Source organism: Actinomadura terrae (assembly GCF_022751215.1).
GTDB lineage: Bacteria > Actinomycetota > Actinomycetes > Streptosporangiales > Streptosporangiaceae > Spirillospora > Spirillospora terrae.
This window is the reverse complement of the sequence record NZ_JAICDG010000006.1, coordinates 233,272-246,018: the sequence shown is the minus strand read 5'-3', so window position 1 is coordinate 246,018 and position 12,747 is coordinate 233,272. Positions and strand designations below refer to the sequence as shown.

Annotated in this window: 15 protein-coding genes; 10 read left to right on the top strand and 5 right to left on the bottom strand. The window is 74.4% G+C overall.

Annotated elements, in window-relative coordinates; all coding sequences use genetic code 11:
- The first annotated feature begins 47 nt into the window (after positions 1–47).
- Complete coding sequence (locus tag K2F47_RS33085; RefSeq protein WP_242910000.1) at positions 48–446, top strand: nuclear transport factor 2 family protein; 399 nt, start codon at positions 48–50, stop codon at positions 444–446.
- Between the two features lie 10 nt (positions 447–456).
- Here the strand turns inward: K2F47_RS33085 and K2F47_RS33080 are convergent, their stop codons facing one another.
- From K2F47_RS33080 to K2F47_RS33060, 5 genes are all read right to left on the bottom strand, one after another.
- Positions 457–981, bottom strand: a complete 525-nt coding sequence (locus K2F47_RS33080) for an SRPBCC family protein (RefSeq protein WP_242909999.1) — start codon at positions 979–981, stop codon at positions 457–459.
- 24 nt (positions 982–1,005) lie between these two features.
- Positions 1,006–1,917, bottom strand: coding sequence for a 1-aminocyclopropane-1-carboxylate deaminase/D-cysteine desulfhydrase (locus K2F47_RS33075; RefSeq protein ID WP_242909998.1), 912 nt, complete (start codon positions 1,915–1,917; stop codon positions 1,006–1,008).
- Positions 1,914–2,558 carry an adenylate kinase family protein gene (locus tag K2F47_RS33070; protein WP_242909997.1) on the bottom strand — a complete coding sequence of 215 codons (645 nt, stop codon included), beginning with the start codon at positions 2,556–2,558 and terminating at the stop codon, positions 1,914–1,916. Before K2F47_RS33070 ends, K2F47_RS33075 begins: the two co-directional genes overlap by 4 nt.
- Before the next feature lie 82 nt (positions 2,559–2,640).
- Positions 2,641–3,210, bottom strand: a complete 570-nt coding sequence (locus K2F47_RS33065) for a universal stress protein (protein WP_242909995.1) — start codon at positions 3,208–3,210, stop codon at positions 2,641–2,643.
- A 206-nt stretch (positions 3,211–3,416) separates the two neighbouring features.
- A complete protein-coding gene (locus tag K2F47_RS33060; RefSeq protein WP_242909993.1) occupies positions 3,417–4,790 on the bottom strand; it encodes a B12-binding domain-containing radical SAM protein in 1,374 nt (457 codons plus the stop codon).
- A 188-nt stretch (positions 4,791–4,978) separates the two neighbouring features.
- Between K2F47_RS33060 and K2F47_RS33055 the strand changes: the two genes are divergently transcribed.
- The 9 genes from K2F47_RS33055 to K2F47_RS33020 all read left to right on the top strand — a co-directional run bounded on the left by K2F47_RS33055 (position 4,979) and on the right by K2F47_RS33020 (position 12,701).
- Complete coding sequence (locus tag K2F47_RS33055; protein ID WP_242909991.1) at positions 4,979–5,956, top strand: sigma-70 family RNA polymerase sigma factor; 978 nt, start codon at positions 4,979–4,981, stop codon at positions 5,954–5,956.
- An 840-nt stretch (positions 5,957–6,796) separates the two neighbouring features.
- Positions 6,797–7,549, top strand: a complete 753-nt coding sequence (locus K2F47_RS33050) for a CoA transferase subunit A (RefSeq protein WP_242909990.1) — start codon at positions 6,797–6,799, stop codon at positions 7,547–7,549.
- Complete coding sequence (locus K2F47_RS33045) at positions 7,549–8,214, top strand: CoA transferase subunit B (protein WP_242909989.1); 666 nt, start codon at positions 7,549–7,551, stop codon at positions 8,212–8,214. The genes K2F47_RS33050 and K2F47_RS33045 overlap by 1 nt, the downstream gene beginning before the upstream one ends.
- Positions 8,211–8,876 carry a protocatechuate 3,4-dioxygenase subunit beta gene (gene pcaH / locus K2F47_RS33040; RefSeq protein ID WP_242909987.1) on the top strand — a complete coding sequence of 222 codons (666 nt, stop codon included), beginning with the start codon at positions 8,211–8,213 and terminating at the stop codon, positions 8,874–8,876. The genes K2F47_RS33045 and pcaH overlap by 4 nt, the downstream gene beginning before the upstream one ends.
- The gene (pcaG, locus tag K2F47_RS33035; RefSeq protein WP_242909985.1) at positions 8,876–9,481 is read left to right on the top strand and encodes a protocatechuate 3,4-dioxygenase subunit alpha; all 606 of its coding nucleotides are present in this window, start codon (positions 8,876–8,878) and stop codon (positions 9,479–9,481) included. Before pcaH ends, pcaG begins: the two co-directional genes overlap by 1 nt.
- Positions 9,471–10,664, top strand: coding sequence for a 3-carboxy-cis,cis-muconate cycloisomerase (gene pcaB / locus K2F47_RS33030; protein ID WP_242909983.1), 1,194 nt, complete (start codon positions 9,471–9,473; stop codon positions 10,662–10,664). The genes pcaG and pcaB overlap by 11 nt, the downstream gene beginning before the upstream one ends.
- Complete coding sequence (gene pcaD, locus K2F47_RS33025) at positions 10,661–11,476, top strand: 3-oxoadipate enol-lactonase (RefSeq protein WP_308198508.1); 816 nt, start codon at positions 10,661–10,663, stop codon at positions 11,474–11,476. The genes pcaB and pcaD overlap by 4 nt, the downstream gene beginning before the upstream one ends.
- Positions 11,473–11,868 (top strand): 4-carboxymuconolactone decarboxylase, encoded by a 396-nt coding sequence (gene pcaC, locus K2F47_RS41595; RefSeq protein WP_308198507.1) that lies wholly within the window; start codon positions 11,473–11,475, stop codon positions 11,866–11,868. The genes pcaD and pcaC overlap by 4 nt, the downstream gene beginning before the upstream one ends.
- A complete protein-coding gene (locus K2F47_RS33020; RefSeq protein ID WP_242909981.1) occupies positions 11,865–12,701 on the top strand; it encodes an IclR family transcriptional regulator in 837 nt (278 codons plus the stop codon). Before pcaC ends, K2F47_RS33020 begins: the two co-directional genes overlap by 4 nt.
- The last annotated feature ends 46 nt before the right edge of the window (positions 12,702–12,747 follow it).

Here is a 12,747-nt window from a genome sequence, read left to right as displayed (position 1 = left end):
CATATTTTCCTACGCAGCAGGAACTCCGATTGTAGGGAAGAGACGCCATGTCCGAGTTCGCCAGCCCCCGCGCCGTCCTCATGCGGCTGCTCGACGGGATGACCGCGCGCCGGCACGAGGGGCTGCCGAAGCTGTACGCCGAGGACGCGGTGGTCGTGCACCCCCTCGCCGAGCCCGCGGCCCGGATCGAGGGCCGCGCGGCGCTGCGCGAGCACTACGCGCGGCTGGAGCGCCTGCCGGTGGAGATGACGGCGCGCAACCTCGTCGTCCACCAGACGACCGACCCCGAGGTGATCGTCGCCGAGTTCGAGTACGCGGGCCGCAACACCGAGACGGGGCGCGGCTTCGTCGTCCCGAACGTGTTCGTGCTGCGCGTCCGCAGGGGGCGCATCGTGGAGTCGCGCGACTACACCCAGCACCGCGCGTTCGACGAGGCGATGGCCTAGCCCCAGGGGCTCAGGCGTGGGCCGCCTCCGCCTCGGCCAGCGCCTTCACGCCGTTGAGGTTGTCGGACATGCTCTGGCGCAGGTCCCGCATGCGCCCCGCGACCAGCTCGACCTCGCGGTCGGGCATCGCCTCGATGACGGTGCTGAGGTGGGAGCGGCCGGGGCCGAGCCGCATCGACTGCCGCACCCGCGTGCCCGCGCCCTCCGCCGTGAGCGTGTACTTCCAGGCCGAGGAGGGCTGGACGCCGTCCAGGTCGCCGACGGTGAAGGCGAACACCCGCTCCGGCTCGCACTCGACCACCGTGCAGTGGCTCGTCCAGGCGCCGATCGCCGGATGCTCGTTGCTGCCCTCGAAGCGGTTGCCGGGCGCCGGGCCGTCCGCGCCGCCGACCCAGCGGGCGCCCTTGAACTCCGAGCTGAACCGGGCGGGCAGGCCGGGGTCGGACACCAGCTCCCACACGGCGGCGGGCGGGGCGTCGATGAGCACGGCGACCTCGATGACAGGGCAGTCGGCGTAGCGGGGCGCGTCGGTCATGGCCTCACGGTAGAGAGGGCCCGATCACCGCGCAACAGTTCGGGACACGCCCGAAAGGCCGGTGTCGGACGCGTCCGCCGGACCCGTCACGACGGCCGCGACGCGGGTGCCGCGCGGGAACGCCCCCCGCGCGGCGAGGGCGTAGACGCCGAACATCATCTTCGCCACGTAGACGCGGTCGAGGGCGAGCCCGTGCCGGGCGGCGAAGCCGTCGGCGAACTCCTCCAGCGCGGGCGTGCGGCGGGCGTAGCCGCCGAAGTGGAAGCCGTGCTCGACGCTCCACTCGCCCCGCCGCGCCCCGTAGGCCTCGCGCTGGAGGCGCTCGACCTCGCCGTCCATGAAGCCGCCCCGCAGCACCGCGAACCCGAGCGCGCGCTGCCCGGACGCCAGGCCCGCCGCGAGTCCCGCCAGCGTGCCGCCCGTCCCGCACGGGCAGCACACGACGTCGAATCCGCGCAGCTCGGCGCCCAGCTCCGCGCACCCCCGGACGGCGCGCGCGTTGCTCCCGCCCTCCGGCAGCAGGTAGAAGCCGCCCCACCGCTCGCGCAGCGTCGCCACCACGTCCGGTTCGTGTTTGCGCCGATAGGTGGCGCGGTCCAGGTAGGACAGGCGCATGCCCATCCGCTCCGCGTAGGCCAGGGAGTCGTTCAGCGGCAGGTGCTCCTCGCCCCGGATCACGCCGATCGTGTCGAAGCCGTAGAGCCGTCCGGCCGCCGCCGTGGCCCGGATGTGGTTGGAGTAGGCCCCGCCGAAGGTCAGCAGCGTCCCGTGCTCCCTCGCGGGGGCGATGTTGTGCCGGAGCTTGCGCCACTTGTTGCCCGGCAGCTCCGGGTGGACGAGGTCGTCCCGCTTGAGGAAGAGTCGCACTCCGTGCGCCGCGATCCGGTCGTCCTCCAGCTCCACCACCGGCGAGGGGGCCGCCTCGGCCGGGGTCATCGCGGGGCGGGCAGCCCGAGCCGCTCCCGGATCGTCCGCTGGACGGTCGGGATGTCGGGCGTCGCGTCGACCGTCACCACGTACTCCTTGCGGCCGAACAGCTCCAGGATCGGGTCGGTCTTCTCGCGGTAGGTCCGCAGCCGCTCCGCGACCGCCTCCTCGGTGTCGTCCTCGCGGGCCACGAGCTCGCCGCCGCACACGTCGCAGCGGCCCTCCTGCGTCGGCCGGTCGGCGATCAGGTTGTAGTCCATCCCGCACCGCGAGCACAGCCGGCGGGCCAGCACGCGGCGGCGCACCTCCGCGTCCGGCAGGTTCAGGTGGATCACGCCGTCGATGTCGTAGCCCTCCAGGAAGAACTCCGTCTGCCGGCGGCTGCGCGGGAACCCGTCGATGATGAACCCGTAGTTCCAGTCGTGCTGGTCGAGCCGGTCCCGGACGACGCCCTCCACGAGGTCGTCCCCGACCAGGTCCCCGGCCGCCATCGTGCGCCGGACCTGCGCGCCGAGCTTGGTGTGGCTCTTGACGTGCCAGCGGAAGATGTCGCCGACGCTGATGTGCACCAGGTCCAGGTCCCGCGCGAGCAGCAGGGACTGGGTCCCCTTGCCGCTGCCCTGGGCGCCGATGATGACGTACTTGCGCATCCCCGCACCCTATGCGGGCGGGCCCCGCCGGCACGGCAGGCGGGCCGGGGGCCGGCCGCCCGGTTCAGGTCGGCCGCCCGGCTCAGCGCGGCAGGCGCAGGCGGCGGCCGAGGCGCCGGAACCGGAACCGGTCGGGCGCGCGCCCGGCCTCGTGCCGCGGGGCGGTGTCCTGCGCGGCCAGGCACTCCAGCAGCGTGTCGAACGCCGGCGGGCGGACGCAGACCAGGGTCGCGTGGGCGCGGCGGGCGCAGTGCAGCCGGACCGACGGGCGCAGCAGCCGCGAGAACGGGCCCCGCGCGCCGTGCCCGACCACGAGGATGTCGTCGTCGCCCGCGAGCCGGACCAGCGTCGCGCCGGGCTCCCCGACGAGCGCCAGCGCCGTGAGGTCCACGCCCTCCGGCGGCCCGCCGCACACCTCCTCCAGGAGCCGGGCGATCAGCTCGGCGCCCGAGGCGCGCAGCGCGTCGGTGACGCCGGAGCCGAGCTGGCCCGCCGCGGAGACGTGCGGCGGCAGCGGCGCGGCGTGCGCCACCAGCAGCGGCAGCCGGCGGAGCCGGGCCTCGCCGACCGCCCAGGAGAGCGCGCAGCGGGCGCCCGCGGAGTCGTCGACCCCCACGACGACCCGGGGGCCGCCCTCCGGTCTGGCGATCACGGTCCCTCCCGAGGCCGACGGTGCGGGGTTCCTAGGGTGCAGGCATACCCGCTCCGGCGGAAGTGTTTCGCGCGGAGGAATGCAGAGTTCCCGTGAAAAGACGCGGCCGTGGCCAGTGAGAAGACCGGGATTTCCTGTTTGTGTGGAATGTAAGGACCATTGCGCGGGACGGCCGGGGCGGGCGGCCGGAGGGCGGCGCGTCCCGGTCAGCGCGCCCGCTGCGTCCCGAAACCGGACAGGATCGACTCCAGCAGCGGCAGCGCCCGTCCCGCCCGCTTCGTCCGGATGAGCACGTCCCACGCGGGTTCGAACTTCTTCCAGCCGCCCGCGTACGCGGCGTGCCGCGCCTTGCCCCGCAGCGTCGGCTTGGACGCGGCGCCGCGCATGATCGACCCCCAGCGGTAGAAGTCCTTGTAGGCGCGCCAGTAGCCGTCCTCCAACTGCCGCGCGGTCATTTTCGCGGGCTTGAACACGACGGTGCGGGTGTCGTAGCGGTCCCAGTCGCTGTGGAGCAGCCGGTCCGCCTTGGCCATGCGGTCGTAGAGCCGCGTCCCCGGATAGGGGGTCAGGATGTGGAACGTGGCGGTCTCGACGCCCTGCGCGACCGCCCAGTCGACGGTGCGGCCGAACACGTCCGGGTCGTCCTCGTCCATGCCGAACACGAAGCTGCCGTTGACCATGACGCCGTGGTCGTGCAGCCGCCCGATCACCTGGCCGTAGTCGCGGTCGATGTTCTGCCACTTGCGCTGCTCGGCGAGGTTGGCGGCGTTGACGGTCTCGAACCCGACGAACAGGCTCCGCAGCCCCGACTCGACCGCCTTCTCCAGCAGCCCCGGACGCAGCACCGCCTGGACGGTCCCGGCGGCCTGCCAGAGCCGCCCCATGCCGCGCATGCCCTCGAACAGGGCGCCCGCGAACCGGGCGTTGCCGAACAGGTGGTCGTCCAGGAAGTACAGGTGGCGTCCGGGCAGCCGGTCGATCTCGGCCAGCGCCGCGTCCACGGTCTGCGTGTAGAACGACTTGCCGCCCTCGAAGAACGCCTCCTTGTAGCAGAAGTCGCACACATGGGGGCAGCCGCGCGACACCACGATCGAGTTCGGCACCAGGTAGCGGCGCCGGTCGATCAGGTCGCGGCGGACGGGCGGCAGCCCCGCCAGCGTCCGCTCGGTGGATTCGTAGCGCGGCGCCGGGCGTCCGGCGCGCAGGTCGGCGAGGAAGCGGGGCCAGGTGTCCTCGCCCGGCCCGAGGAAGACCGTGTCGGCGTGCCGGGCGGCCTCGTCCGGCAGCGAGGTCACGTGCAGACCGTCCAGGCACACGTGCGCGCCCCGCGCCCGGTAGCGGTCGGCGAGCGCGTACGCCCGGCGCGCGGAGGTGATGTAGACCTGGATCACCACCAGGTCCGGCTCGTCGTCCGGATCGAGGGCGTCGACGTGCTCGTCGACCAGCGTCACCTCGTCGTCCGGGTCGAGGTACCCGGCGAGGGTCGCGAGGCCCAGCGGGGGGAACAGCGAGTACTTCACCGGCCGGAAGAACGGGGACGTCGCCTCGGTCAGGGCGGGCAGGATCATCGTGACGCGCATGGCCTCACGATCGCGCCCGCCCGCGCGTGAATCGTGGCCGCCGTGTGGAGATTCTGTGCAGGTCAGGGCGTAGGATGGGGGCTCGCGCACGCGTTTTGTCGGTGCCGGCGCCTAACGTCTCCCGCGAGACCTCCGGAGGCGGACGAGCGGTGCCGCCCGGGCGACGCCGAGTGAAGGTGATCACCAGTATGGCGAACAGCACCCTGGACACAGACCACGACTTCCAGACCCAGGCCGACCCGTACCGGCGGGAGCTGCTGGCGCACTGCTACCGGATGCTCGGCTCCATCCACGACGCCGAGGACCTCGTGCAGGAGACCTACCTGCGCGCCTGGCGCTCCTACGGCGACTTCGAGGGCCGCTCCTCGCTGCGGACCTGGCTGTACCGGATCGCCACCAACGTCTGCCTCACCGCGATCGACCAGCGCGGGAACCGGCCGATGCCCTCCGGACTCGGCGGGCCCACCGACGACCCCGAGCGGCCCGTGGTGGCCTCGCCCGAGGTGCCGTGGCTGGAGCCCGCGCCCGACGCCGTCCTCGGCGCCGACCCCGCCGACCCCGCGACGATCGTCGCCGCGCGGGAGAGCACCCGCCTGGCGTTCGTCGCCGCGCTCCAGCACCTCCCCGCCAAGCAGCGGGTCGTGCTGATCCTGCGGGACGTGCTGAAGTGGCGGGCGGCCGAGGCCGCCGAGCTGCTCGGCACCTCCACCGCCGCGGTCAACAGCGCGCTCCAGCGGGCCCGCGCCCAGCTGGAGGAGGTCGCCCCGCTGCGGGACGAGCTGGTCGAGCCCACCGACCCCGCCCAGCGCGACCTGCTGGAACGCTACGCGAAGGCGTTCGAGGACGCCGACATCGCGAGCCTGGTCGACCTGTTCAAGAAGGACGCGGTCTGGGAGATGCCGCCCTTCCCCGAGTGGTACGTCGGCGCCGACACGATCATCCGGCTCATCCTCGCCCAGTGCGACCCCGACCCCGGAGAGCTGCTCACCCGCCCGGCCGCCGCGAACGGGCAGCCCGCCTTCGGCGTCTACAAGCGCGACGAGTCGGGCGTGCACCGCCCCTACCAGCTCCACGTGCTGTCGGTCACCGGCGAGGGCCTCACGCACGTCTCCGCGTTCTTCGACACCACCCTGTTCCCCACCTTCGGCCTCCCCGAGACAATCTGACCGCGCCCTCACGTCCTCCCCCCACCCCGCCCGCCCCCGCACTCGGGTCGCCTCTCCGCGCTCGAGCACCCCCGCGTTCGGTGACCCTCAGCGCATTCGGTCACCCTTCGCGTGTTTGGGTCATCTCCGCGCGTTCGGGGCACCCCCGCGCGTTCGGGGCACCCCCGCGTTCGGTCACCCTTCGCGCGTTCGGTCACCCTTCGCGCGTTCGGTCACCCTTCGCATGTTTGGGTCACCTTCGCGCGTTCAGGTCACCCCCGCGCGTTCGGTCATCCTTCGCGTGTTTGGTCACCCTTCGCGTGTTTGGGTCATCTCCGCGCGTTCAGGCCACCCCCGCGCGTTCGGTCATGCCTCCGCGTGTTCGGTCACCCTTCGCGTATTTGCGTCATCCTCCGCGTTCAGGTCGCCCACTCGCGTTCGGTCATCCTCCGCGCGTTCGGGTCGCGCTTGAGTCACCTCCACGCTTTCGGGTTGTCGCCGCGCGTTCGGGGTCGTCACTCCGTGTTCGGGTTGGCTTCCCGTGTTCGGGGCGCCTCCACGTCGTCCGGTCGCCTGCCTGAGGGCCGGTTGTCCTTCCGCGTTCGGGTGGTCTCTGCGCGTTCGGGTCGCCTTCCCGGGTTCGGGGCGTCTCTGCGGTGTCCCGTCGTCTGCCCGGGTTCTGTTCACCTTTCGGATCGCCGGTCGCCTTGGGGAGGCCCGTTCCGGGGCCGGATTTTCCACTGACCGGAAAGCCGGGCGCCTCACCGGCCGGGGCGGCTGCCAGGGTGGGACAGGTCGGCGGTCCGCGTGGCGCGCCGGGCAGGCGTGCCAGGACGGCCCGCCGGGGGGAATGGGAGGCACATGGACAAGGTCGTGGCCTCGGCGGCGGACGCCGTCGCCGACGTGGGGGACGGCGCGTCGCTGGCCGTCGGCGGGTTCGGGCTCTGCGGGGTGCCGACGGTCCTGATCTCGGCCCTGCACGATCATGGCGCGCGGGACCTGCGGATCGTCTCCAACAACTGCGGGCTGGACGGGCGCGGCCTCGGGCAGCTCCTCGGCGCGGGGCGGATCGCCCGCGCGATGGGCTCCTATGTGGGCGACAACAAGGAGTTCGCCCGCCAGTACCTCGCCGGTGAGATCGAGGTCGAGCTGATGCCGCAGGGCACGCTCGCCGAGCGGCTGCGCGCGGGTGGCGCGGGCATCCCCGCCTTCTACACCCCCGCCGGGGTCGGCACCCAGGTCGCGGACGGCGGCCTGCCGTGGCGGTACACGCCGGGCGGCGGCGTCGCGGTCGCCTCGCCCGCCAAGGAGGTCCGCGAGTTCGACGGCCGCGAGTACGTGCTGGAGGAGGGCATCCGCACCGACTTCGCGCTCGTCCGCGCGGCGGTCGGCGACCGGCACGGCAACCTCGTGTTCGACAAGGCCGCCCGCAACTTCAACCCGCTCGCCGCGATGGCGGGCCGGGTGACGCTGGCCGAGGTCGAGCGGCTCGTGGAGCCCGGCGACATCGACCCGGACGCCGTGCACCTGCCGGGCGTGTTCGTTCAGCGGGTCGTCGAGCTGACCCCCGAGCAGGCCGCCGACAAGCCCATCGAGAAGCGGACGGTGCGCTGATGCCCTGGTCCAGGAACGAGATCGCCGCGCGCGCCGCGGCCGAGCTGCCCGACGGCGCCTACGTCAACCTCGGCATCGGGCTCCCGACGCTGATCCCCGGGTACGTCCCGGAGGGCAGGCACGTGGTGCTGCACGCCGAGAACGGGATCCTCGGCGTCGGGCCCTACCCGACCGAGGACGAGGTCGACCCCGACCTGATCAACGCGGGCAAGGAGACGGTGACGGCGCTGCCCGGCGCCGCCTGCTTCGACTCCTCGCTGTCGTTCGGCATGATCCGCGGCGGCCACATCGACATCGCCGTCCTCGGCGCGATGCAGGTCTCGGCCCGGGGCGACCTGGCCAACTGGTCCGTCCCCGGTAAGATGATCAAGGGGATGGGCGGGGCGATGGACCTCGTGCACGGCGCCCGCAAGGTGGTCGTCGTGATGGGGCACACCGCCAAGGACGGTTCGCCCAAGATCGTGGAGGAGTGCACGCTGCCGCTGACCGGCGCCCGCTGCGTCGACCGGATCATCACCGACCTCGGCGTCCTGGACGTGACCGGCGGCGGCCTCGTCCTCGTCGAGACCGCGCCCGGCGTGTCGCCGGAGGAGGTCCAGGCGGCCACCGGGCCCGCGCTGGACGTGCGGATTCCCGAGACCGCCGCGGAAGGAGGCACGGCATGACGCACCCCCCGTACCTGTCGCCGGACTACCGGAGCACGGTCCTGCGCGCTCCCGCCCGGGACCTGGTCATGCCGAAGCTCGGCCCCGACAGCGTCGAGCTGACCTCGCCGGTGTTCGGCCACCACGAGCTCGGACGGCTCGACGAGGACCTGACCCGCCAGCATTCCGGCGAGCCGCTCGGGGAGCGGATCGTCGTGACCGGCCGGGTGCTGGACGGCTCCGGACGCCCCGTCCCGGACGCGCTGGTGGAGGTCTGGCAGGCGAACGCGGCGGGCCGCTACGCCCACCTCGGCGACCAGCACCCCGCGCCGCTCGACCCGAACTTCACCGGCGCGGGCCGCTGCCTCACCGGCTCCGACGGCCGCTACCGGTTCGTCACGATCAAGCCGGGCGCCTACCCGTGGCGCAACCACCCGAACGCCTGGCGGCCCGCCCACATCCACTTCTCGGTGTTCGGCACCGCGTTCACGCAGCGGCTCGTCACGCAGATGTACTTCCCGGGCGACCCGCTGTTCGCCTACGACCCGATCTTCCAGTCGATCCCGGACGTGAAGGCCCGCGAGCGGCTCGTCTCCCGGTTCGACATGGACACCACCGAACCCGAGTGGGCGCTCGGCTACCAGTGGGACATCGTGCTCGGCGACACTCCGATGGAGACCTGATGACCACCCCAGCACAGGCGGCGCCGTCCGAGGCGGCCGGGACGCCCGCGACGCCGCGCACGACCCCGGGGCTGACGCCCTCGCAGACCGTCGGGCCGTTCTTCGGCTACGCGCTGCCGTATCCGGCGGGGCCCGAGGTCGTCCCCGGCTGGCGGCCGGACGCGATCACCGTCCGGGGCCGGGTGCTCGACGGCGCCGGAGACCCGGTGCCCGACGCGCTGGTGGAGATCTGGCAGGCCGACGAGACCGGCGAGGTCCCGCGCCGGCCCGGCGCGATCGAGCGGGCCGGGCACGGGTTCTCCGGCTTCGGCCGCTGCGGCACCGACGCCGCCGGGGGCTTCTGGTTCCGCACGGTCAAGCCCGGCGCGACCGGGGCCGGCGCGCCCTACATCGCCGTGCTGGTGTTCGCCCGGGGGCTGCTCAAGCCCGTCGCGACCCGGCTGTACTTCCCCGAGGACGCGGCGTCCCACGCGTCCGACCCGCTGCTCGCCGAGGTCCCCGAGGACCGCCGCGCGACGCTGGTCGCCGAGCCCGCCGGGGACCGCGAGTACCGGTTCGACGTGCGCCTCCAGGGCGAGCGGGAGACGGTCTTCCTTGCGTTCTGAGGGGCCTTCCGAGGGTTCGCCCCCCGCGCCGGACGCGGGGCTGCTGTCGCCCGTCCGCGCCGGGACGGAGGCGGAGGCCGCCACCGGCGACGGCGCCTACCTCACGGCGATGCTGGACGCCGAGGCGGCCCTCGCCCGCGCCCAGGCGCGCCTCGGGATCGTCCCCGCGGACGCGGCGGACGCGATCGCGGCGGCCGCCGCGTCCGGCCGGATCGACCTGGTGGACGTCGCGCGGCGGGCCCGGGGGGCGGGCAACCCCGTCGTCCCGCTGGTCGCGGACCTGCGGGGCCTGGCCGGGGACGCGGGCAGGCACGTCCATAAGGGCGCCACCAGCCAGGACATCGTCGACACCGGCGCGATGATCGTCGCGTCCCGCGCCCGGCGCGGGACGCTCGCCCATCTCGACCGGGCCCTGGACGCGCTGGCCGGGCTCGCCGAGCGGTACCGCGACACGCCGATGGCGGGCCGGACGCTCGGGAGGCAGGCGCTGCCGACGACGTTCGGCGCGAAGGCCGCCGGCTGGCTGGTCGGCGTCCTGGAGGCCCGCGACCGGCTCGGCTCCGTGCCGCTGCCCGCGCAGCTCGGCGGCGCCGCCGGGACGCTGGACGCCCACGGCGACCGGGCCCTCGACCTCGCCGACGCGTTCGCCGACGAGACGGGCCTGGCGCGGCCCGTCCTGCCCTGGCACACCCGGCGCGGCCCGGTCGCCGACCTCGCCGCCGCGCTGGCGCTGGTCGCCGGGGCGCTCGGCAAGATCGGCACCGATGTGTGGCTGCTCGCGCAGAGCGAGGTGGACGAGGTCGCCGAGGCCGCCGGGCCCGGCCGGGGCGGCTCCTCGGCCATGCCGCACAAGCGGAACCCGGCGCTGGCGACGCTGGTGCGGTCGGCCGCGTTGCAGGTCCCCGCCTACGCGCAGGTGGTGCTGGCCGCGCAGGCCGCGCCGCTGGAGCGGCCCGCGGGGGAGTGGCACGCCGAGTGGCAGCCGCTGCGCGAGTGCCTGCGTCTCACCGGCGGCGCCGCCGAGACCGCCGCCGAGCTGGTCGGCGGGCTGGAGGTCCGCCCGGACCGCATGCGCGCCAACCTCGCCGGCCTGCTGGACGTGCTCGGCGCGGACCCCGGCCCCGGCGCCGCGCCCGGCCTCGTCGACCGTGCCCTTGACGCCTACCGGAGGAACCTCGCGTGACCCAGCCAGACCAGCCCGGCCGATTCAGGGCGTTCGGCCCGTCCGGCGTGCCCCGGTACCGGCTCGACGGCCCGGACGACGCGCCGCTCGTCGTCCTCGGCCCGTCCCTCGGCACCTCGGCGGACCTGTGGCTGCCGCAGCTGCCCGAGCTGGCCCGGACGCGCCGCGTCCTGCGCTACGACCTGCCCGGCCACGGCGCCGCGCCGGCCCCGGACGGCCCGTTCACCGTCGAGGACCTCGCCGACGGCGTCGCCGCGCTCCTGGACGGGCTCGGCGTCGCCGAGGCCGCCTACGCCGGGGTGTCGCTCGGCGGCGGCGTCGGCACGGCGCTCGCGCTGCGCCACCCGGCCCGCGTCGCCTCCCTCGTCCTGTGCTGCACGTCGCCCACCTTCGGCGAGGCGGGGCCGTGGCACGAGCGGGCCGCGCTGGTCCGGCGCGAGGGCGTGGGGTCGCTCGCCGACTCGGCTCCGGGGCGCTGGTTCACGCCCGGGTTCACCGGCGCCGCGCCGTACGTGGCGATGCTCCGCGCGACCGACCCCGAGGGCTACGCCGCCTGCTGCGAGGCCCTCGCCCGCTTCGACGCCGCCGGGCGGCTCGGCGAGATCACCGCGCCCACCCTCGTGGTCGCCGGGGCCCGGGACGTCGCGACCCCGCCGTCCGGCCACGCCGACGTGCTCGCCGCCGGCATCCCGGGGGCGGAGCTGACGGTCGTGGAGGACGCCGCGCACCTGGCGAACGCCGAGCGGCCCGGCCCCGTCACCGCGGTGATCACCGCGCACCTCGACCGCACGGCGAAGGGACCCGCCCGATGAGCGACGAACGCGAACTCACCGACAGGCAGCGCCACGCCCAAGGGATGGTCACCCGACGGGAGGTGCTCGGCGACGCCCACGTCGACCGGGCCGTCGCCCGCACCGACGCCTTCACCGCCGACTTCCAGGACATGATCACCCGGTACGCGTGGGGCGAGATCTGGTCCCGCCCGGGCCTGGACCGCAGGACCCGCAGCTGTATCACGCTGACCGCGATGGTCGCCGGGGGCCACCTGGACGAGCTCGCCATGCACGTCCGCGCCGCGCGCCGCAACGGCCTGACCCGCGACGAGATCAAGGAGGTGCTCCTCCAGACGGCGATCTACTGCGGGGTCCCGGCCGCGAACTCGGCATTCGGCGTCGCTCAGCGGGTACTGGCCGAGGAGGAGTGAGAGCCGCGACCGCGGCGACCGGGAGGGGAACGGCGGTGGAGCGGGGGCGTCCGAGCAGCGTGACGGGCAAGGTGATGGCGATCCTGAACGCCTTCGCGCTCGGTGACGTCCGCCTGAACCTCAGCGAGATCTGCCGCCGCGCAGGGCTGCCGCTCGCCACCGGCCACCGCCTCGTCGGGGAGCTGGCCGCCGGCGGGTTCCTGGAGCGGGTGCCGGACGGGACGTACCGCATCGGCACCCGGCTCTGGCGCATCGGCAGCCAGGCGCCCGCCGTCACCGGCCTGCGGGAGCTGGCGCTGCCGCACATGGAGGACCTCTACGAGGCCACGCACGACAACGTCCAGCTCGCCGTGCGGCGCGACCTGCGGGTGCTGGTCGTCGAGCGGCTGCGCGGCACCCGGTCGGTGCCCGTCCTCACCCAGGTCGGGCAGACGCTGCCGCTGCACACCACCGGCCTCGGCAAGGTGCTGCTCGCGCACGCGCCGCCGGAGGTGCTGGAGGAGCTGATCGCGGCCGGGCTGACCCGGCACGCGGCCCGCTCCATCACCGACCCCGCCGAGCTGCGCGAGAGCCTGGAGCAGGTGCGCCGCACCGGTTTCGCGATCACCCGGGACGAGATGACGCTCGGCGCCTCGTCCGTCGGCGCCCCCGTCCGCGACTTCGACGGCGAGGTCGTCGCCGCGCTGTCGCTGGTCGCCCGGACCCGCGGCGCCGATCCGCGCCGGCTGCTGCCACCCTTGACGACGGCGGCGCGGGCGCTGTCCCGCGACGTCGCCGCGCACTGGCGCGGGCGTCCGGACATGTTTTCCGTTGACCGGAACGCCAACGCCTGAACCAGCGGCGATACCAGCGAGCATCGCTGGGTGAGGCGAAGACGAG

What these genes read in the sequence shown, in the direction of transcription:
- pcaC (WP_308198507.1), top strand. Translation starts at nt 11,473, where the DNA reads ATGAGCGACGAACGCGAACTCACCGACAGGCAGCGCCACGCCCAAGGG.
- pcaG (WP_242909985.1), top strand. Translation starts at nt 8,876, where the DNA reads ATGACCACCCCAGCACAGGCGGCGCCGTCCGAGGCGGCCGGGACGCCC.
- pcaH (WP_242909987.1), top strand. Translation starts at nt 8,211, where the DNA reads ATGACGCACCCCCCGTACCTGTCGCCGGACTACCGGAGCACGGTCCTG.
- K2F47_RS33085 (WP_242910000.1), top strand. Translation starts at nt 48, where the DNA reads ATGTCCGAGTTCGCCAGCCCCCGCGCCGTCCTCATGCGGCTGCTCGAC.
- K2F47_RS33070 (WP_242909997.1), bottom strand. Translation starts at nt 2,558, where the DNA reads ATGCGCAAGTACGTCATCATCGGCGCCCAGGGCAGCGGCAAGGGGACC.
- K2F47_RS33075 (WP_242909998.1), bottom strand. Translation starts at nt 1,917, where the DNA reads ATGACCCCGGCCGAGGCGGCCCCCTCGCCGGTGGTGGAGCTGGAGGAC.
- K2F47_RS33080 (WP_242909999.1), bottom strand. Translation starts at nt 981, where the DNA reads ATGACCGACGCGCCCCGCTACGCCGACTGCCCTGTCATCGAGGTCGCC.
- K2F47_RS33055 (WP_242909991.1), top strand. Translation starts at nt 4,979, where the DNA reads ATGGCGAACAGCACCCTGGACACAGACCACGACTTCCAGACCCAGGCC.
- K2F47_RS33045 (WP_242909989.1), top strand. Translation starts at nt 7,549, where the DNA reads ATGCCCTGGTCCAGGAACGAGATCGCCGCGCGCGCCGCGGCCGAGCTG.
- K2F47_RS33060 (WP_242909993.1), bottom strand. Translation starts at nt 4,790, where the DNA reads ATGCGCGTCACGATGATCCTGCCCGCCCTGACCGAGGCGACGTCCCCG.
- K2F47_RS33050 (WP_242909990.1), top strand. Translation starts at nt 6,797, where the DNA reads ATGGACAAGGTCGTGGCCTCGGCGGCGGACGCCGTCGCCGACGTGGGG.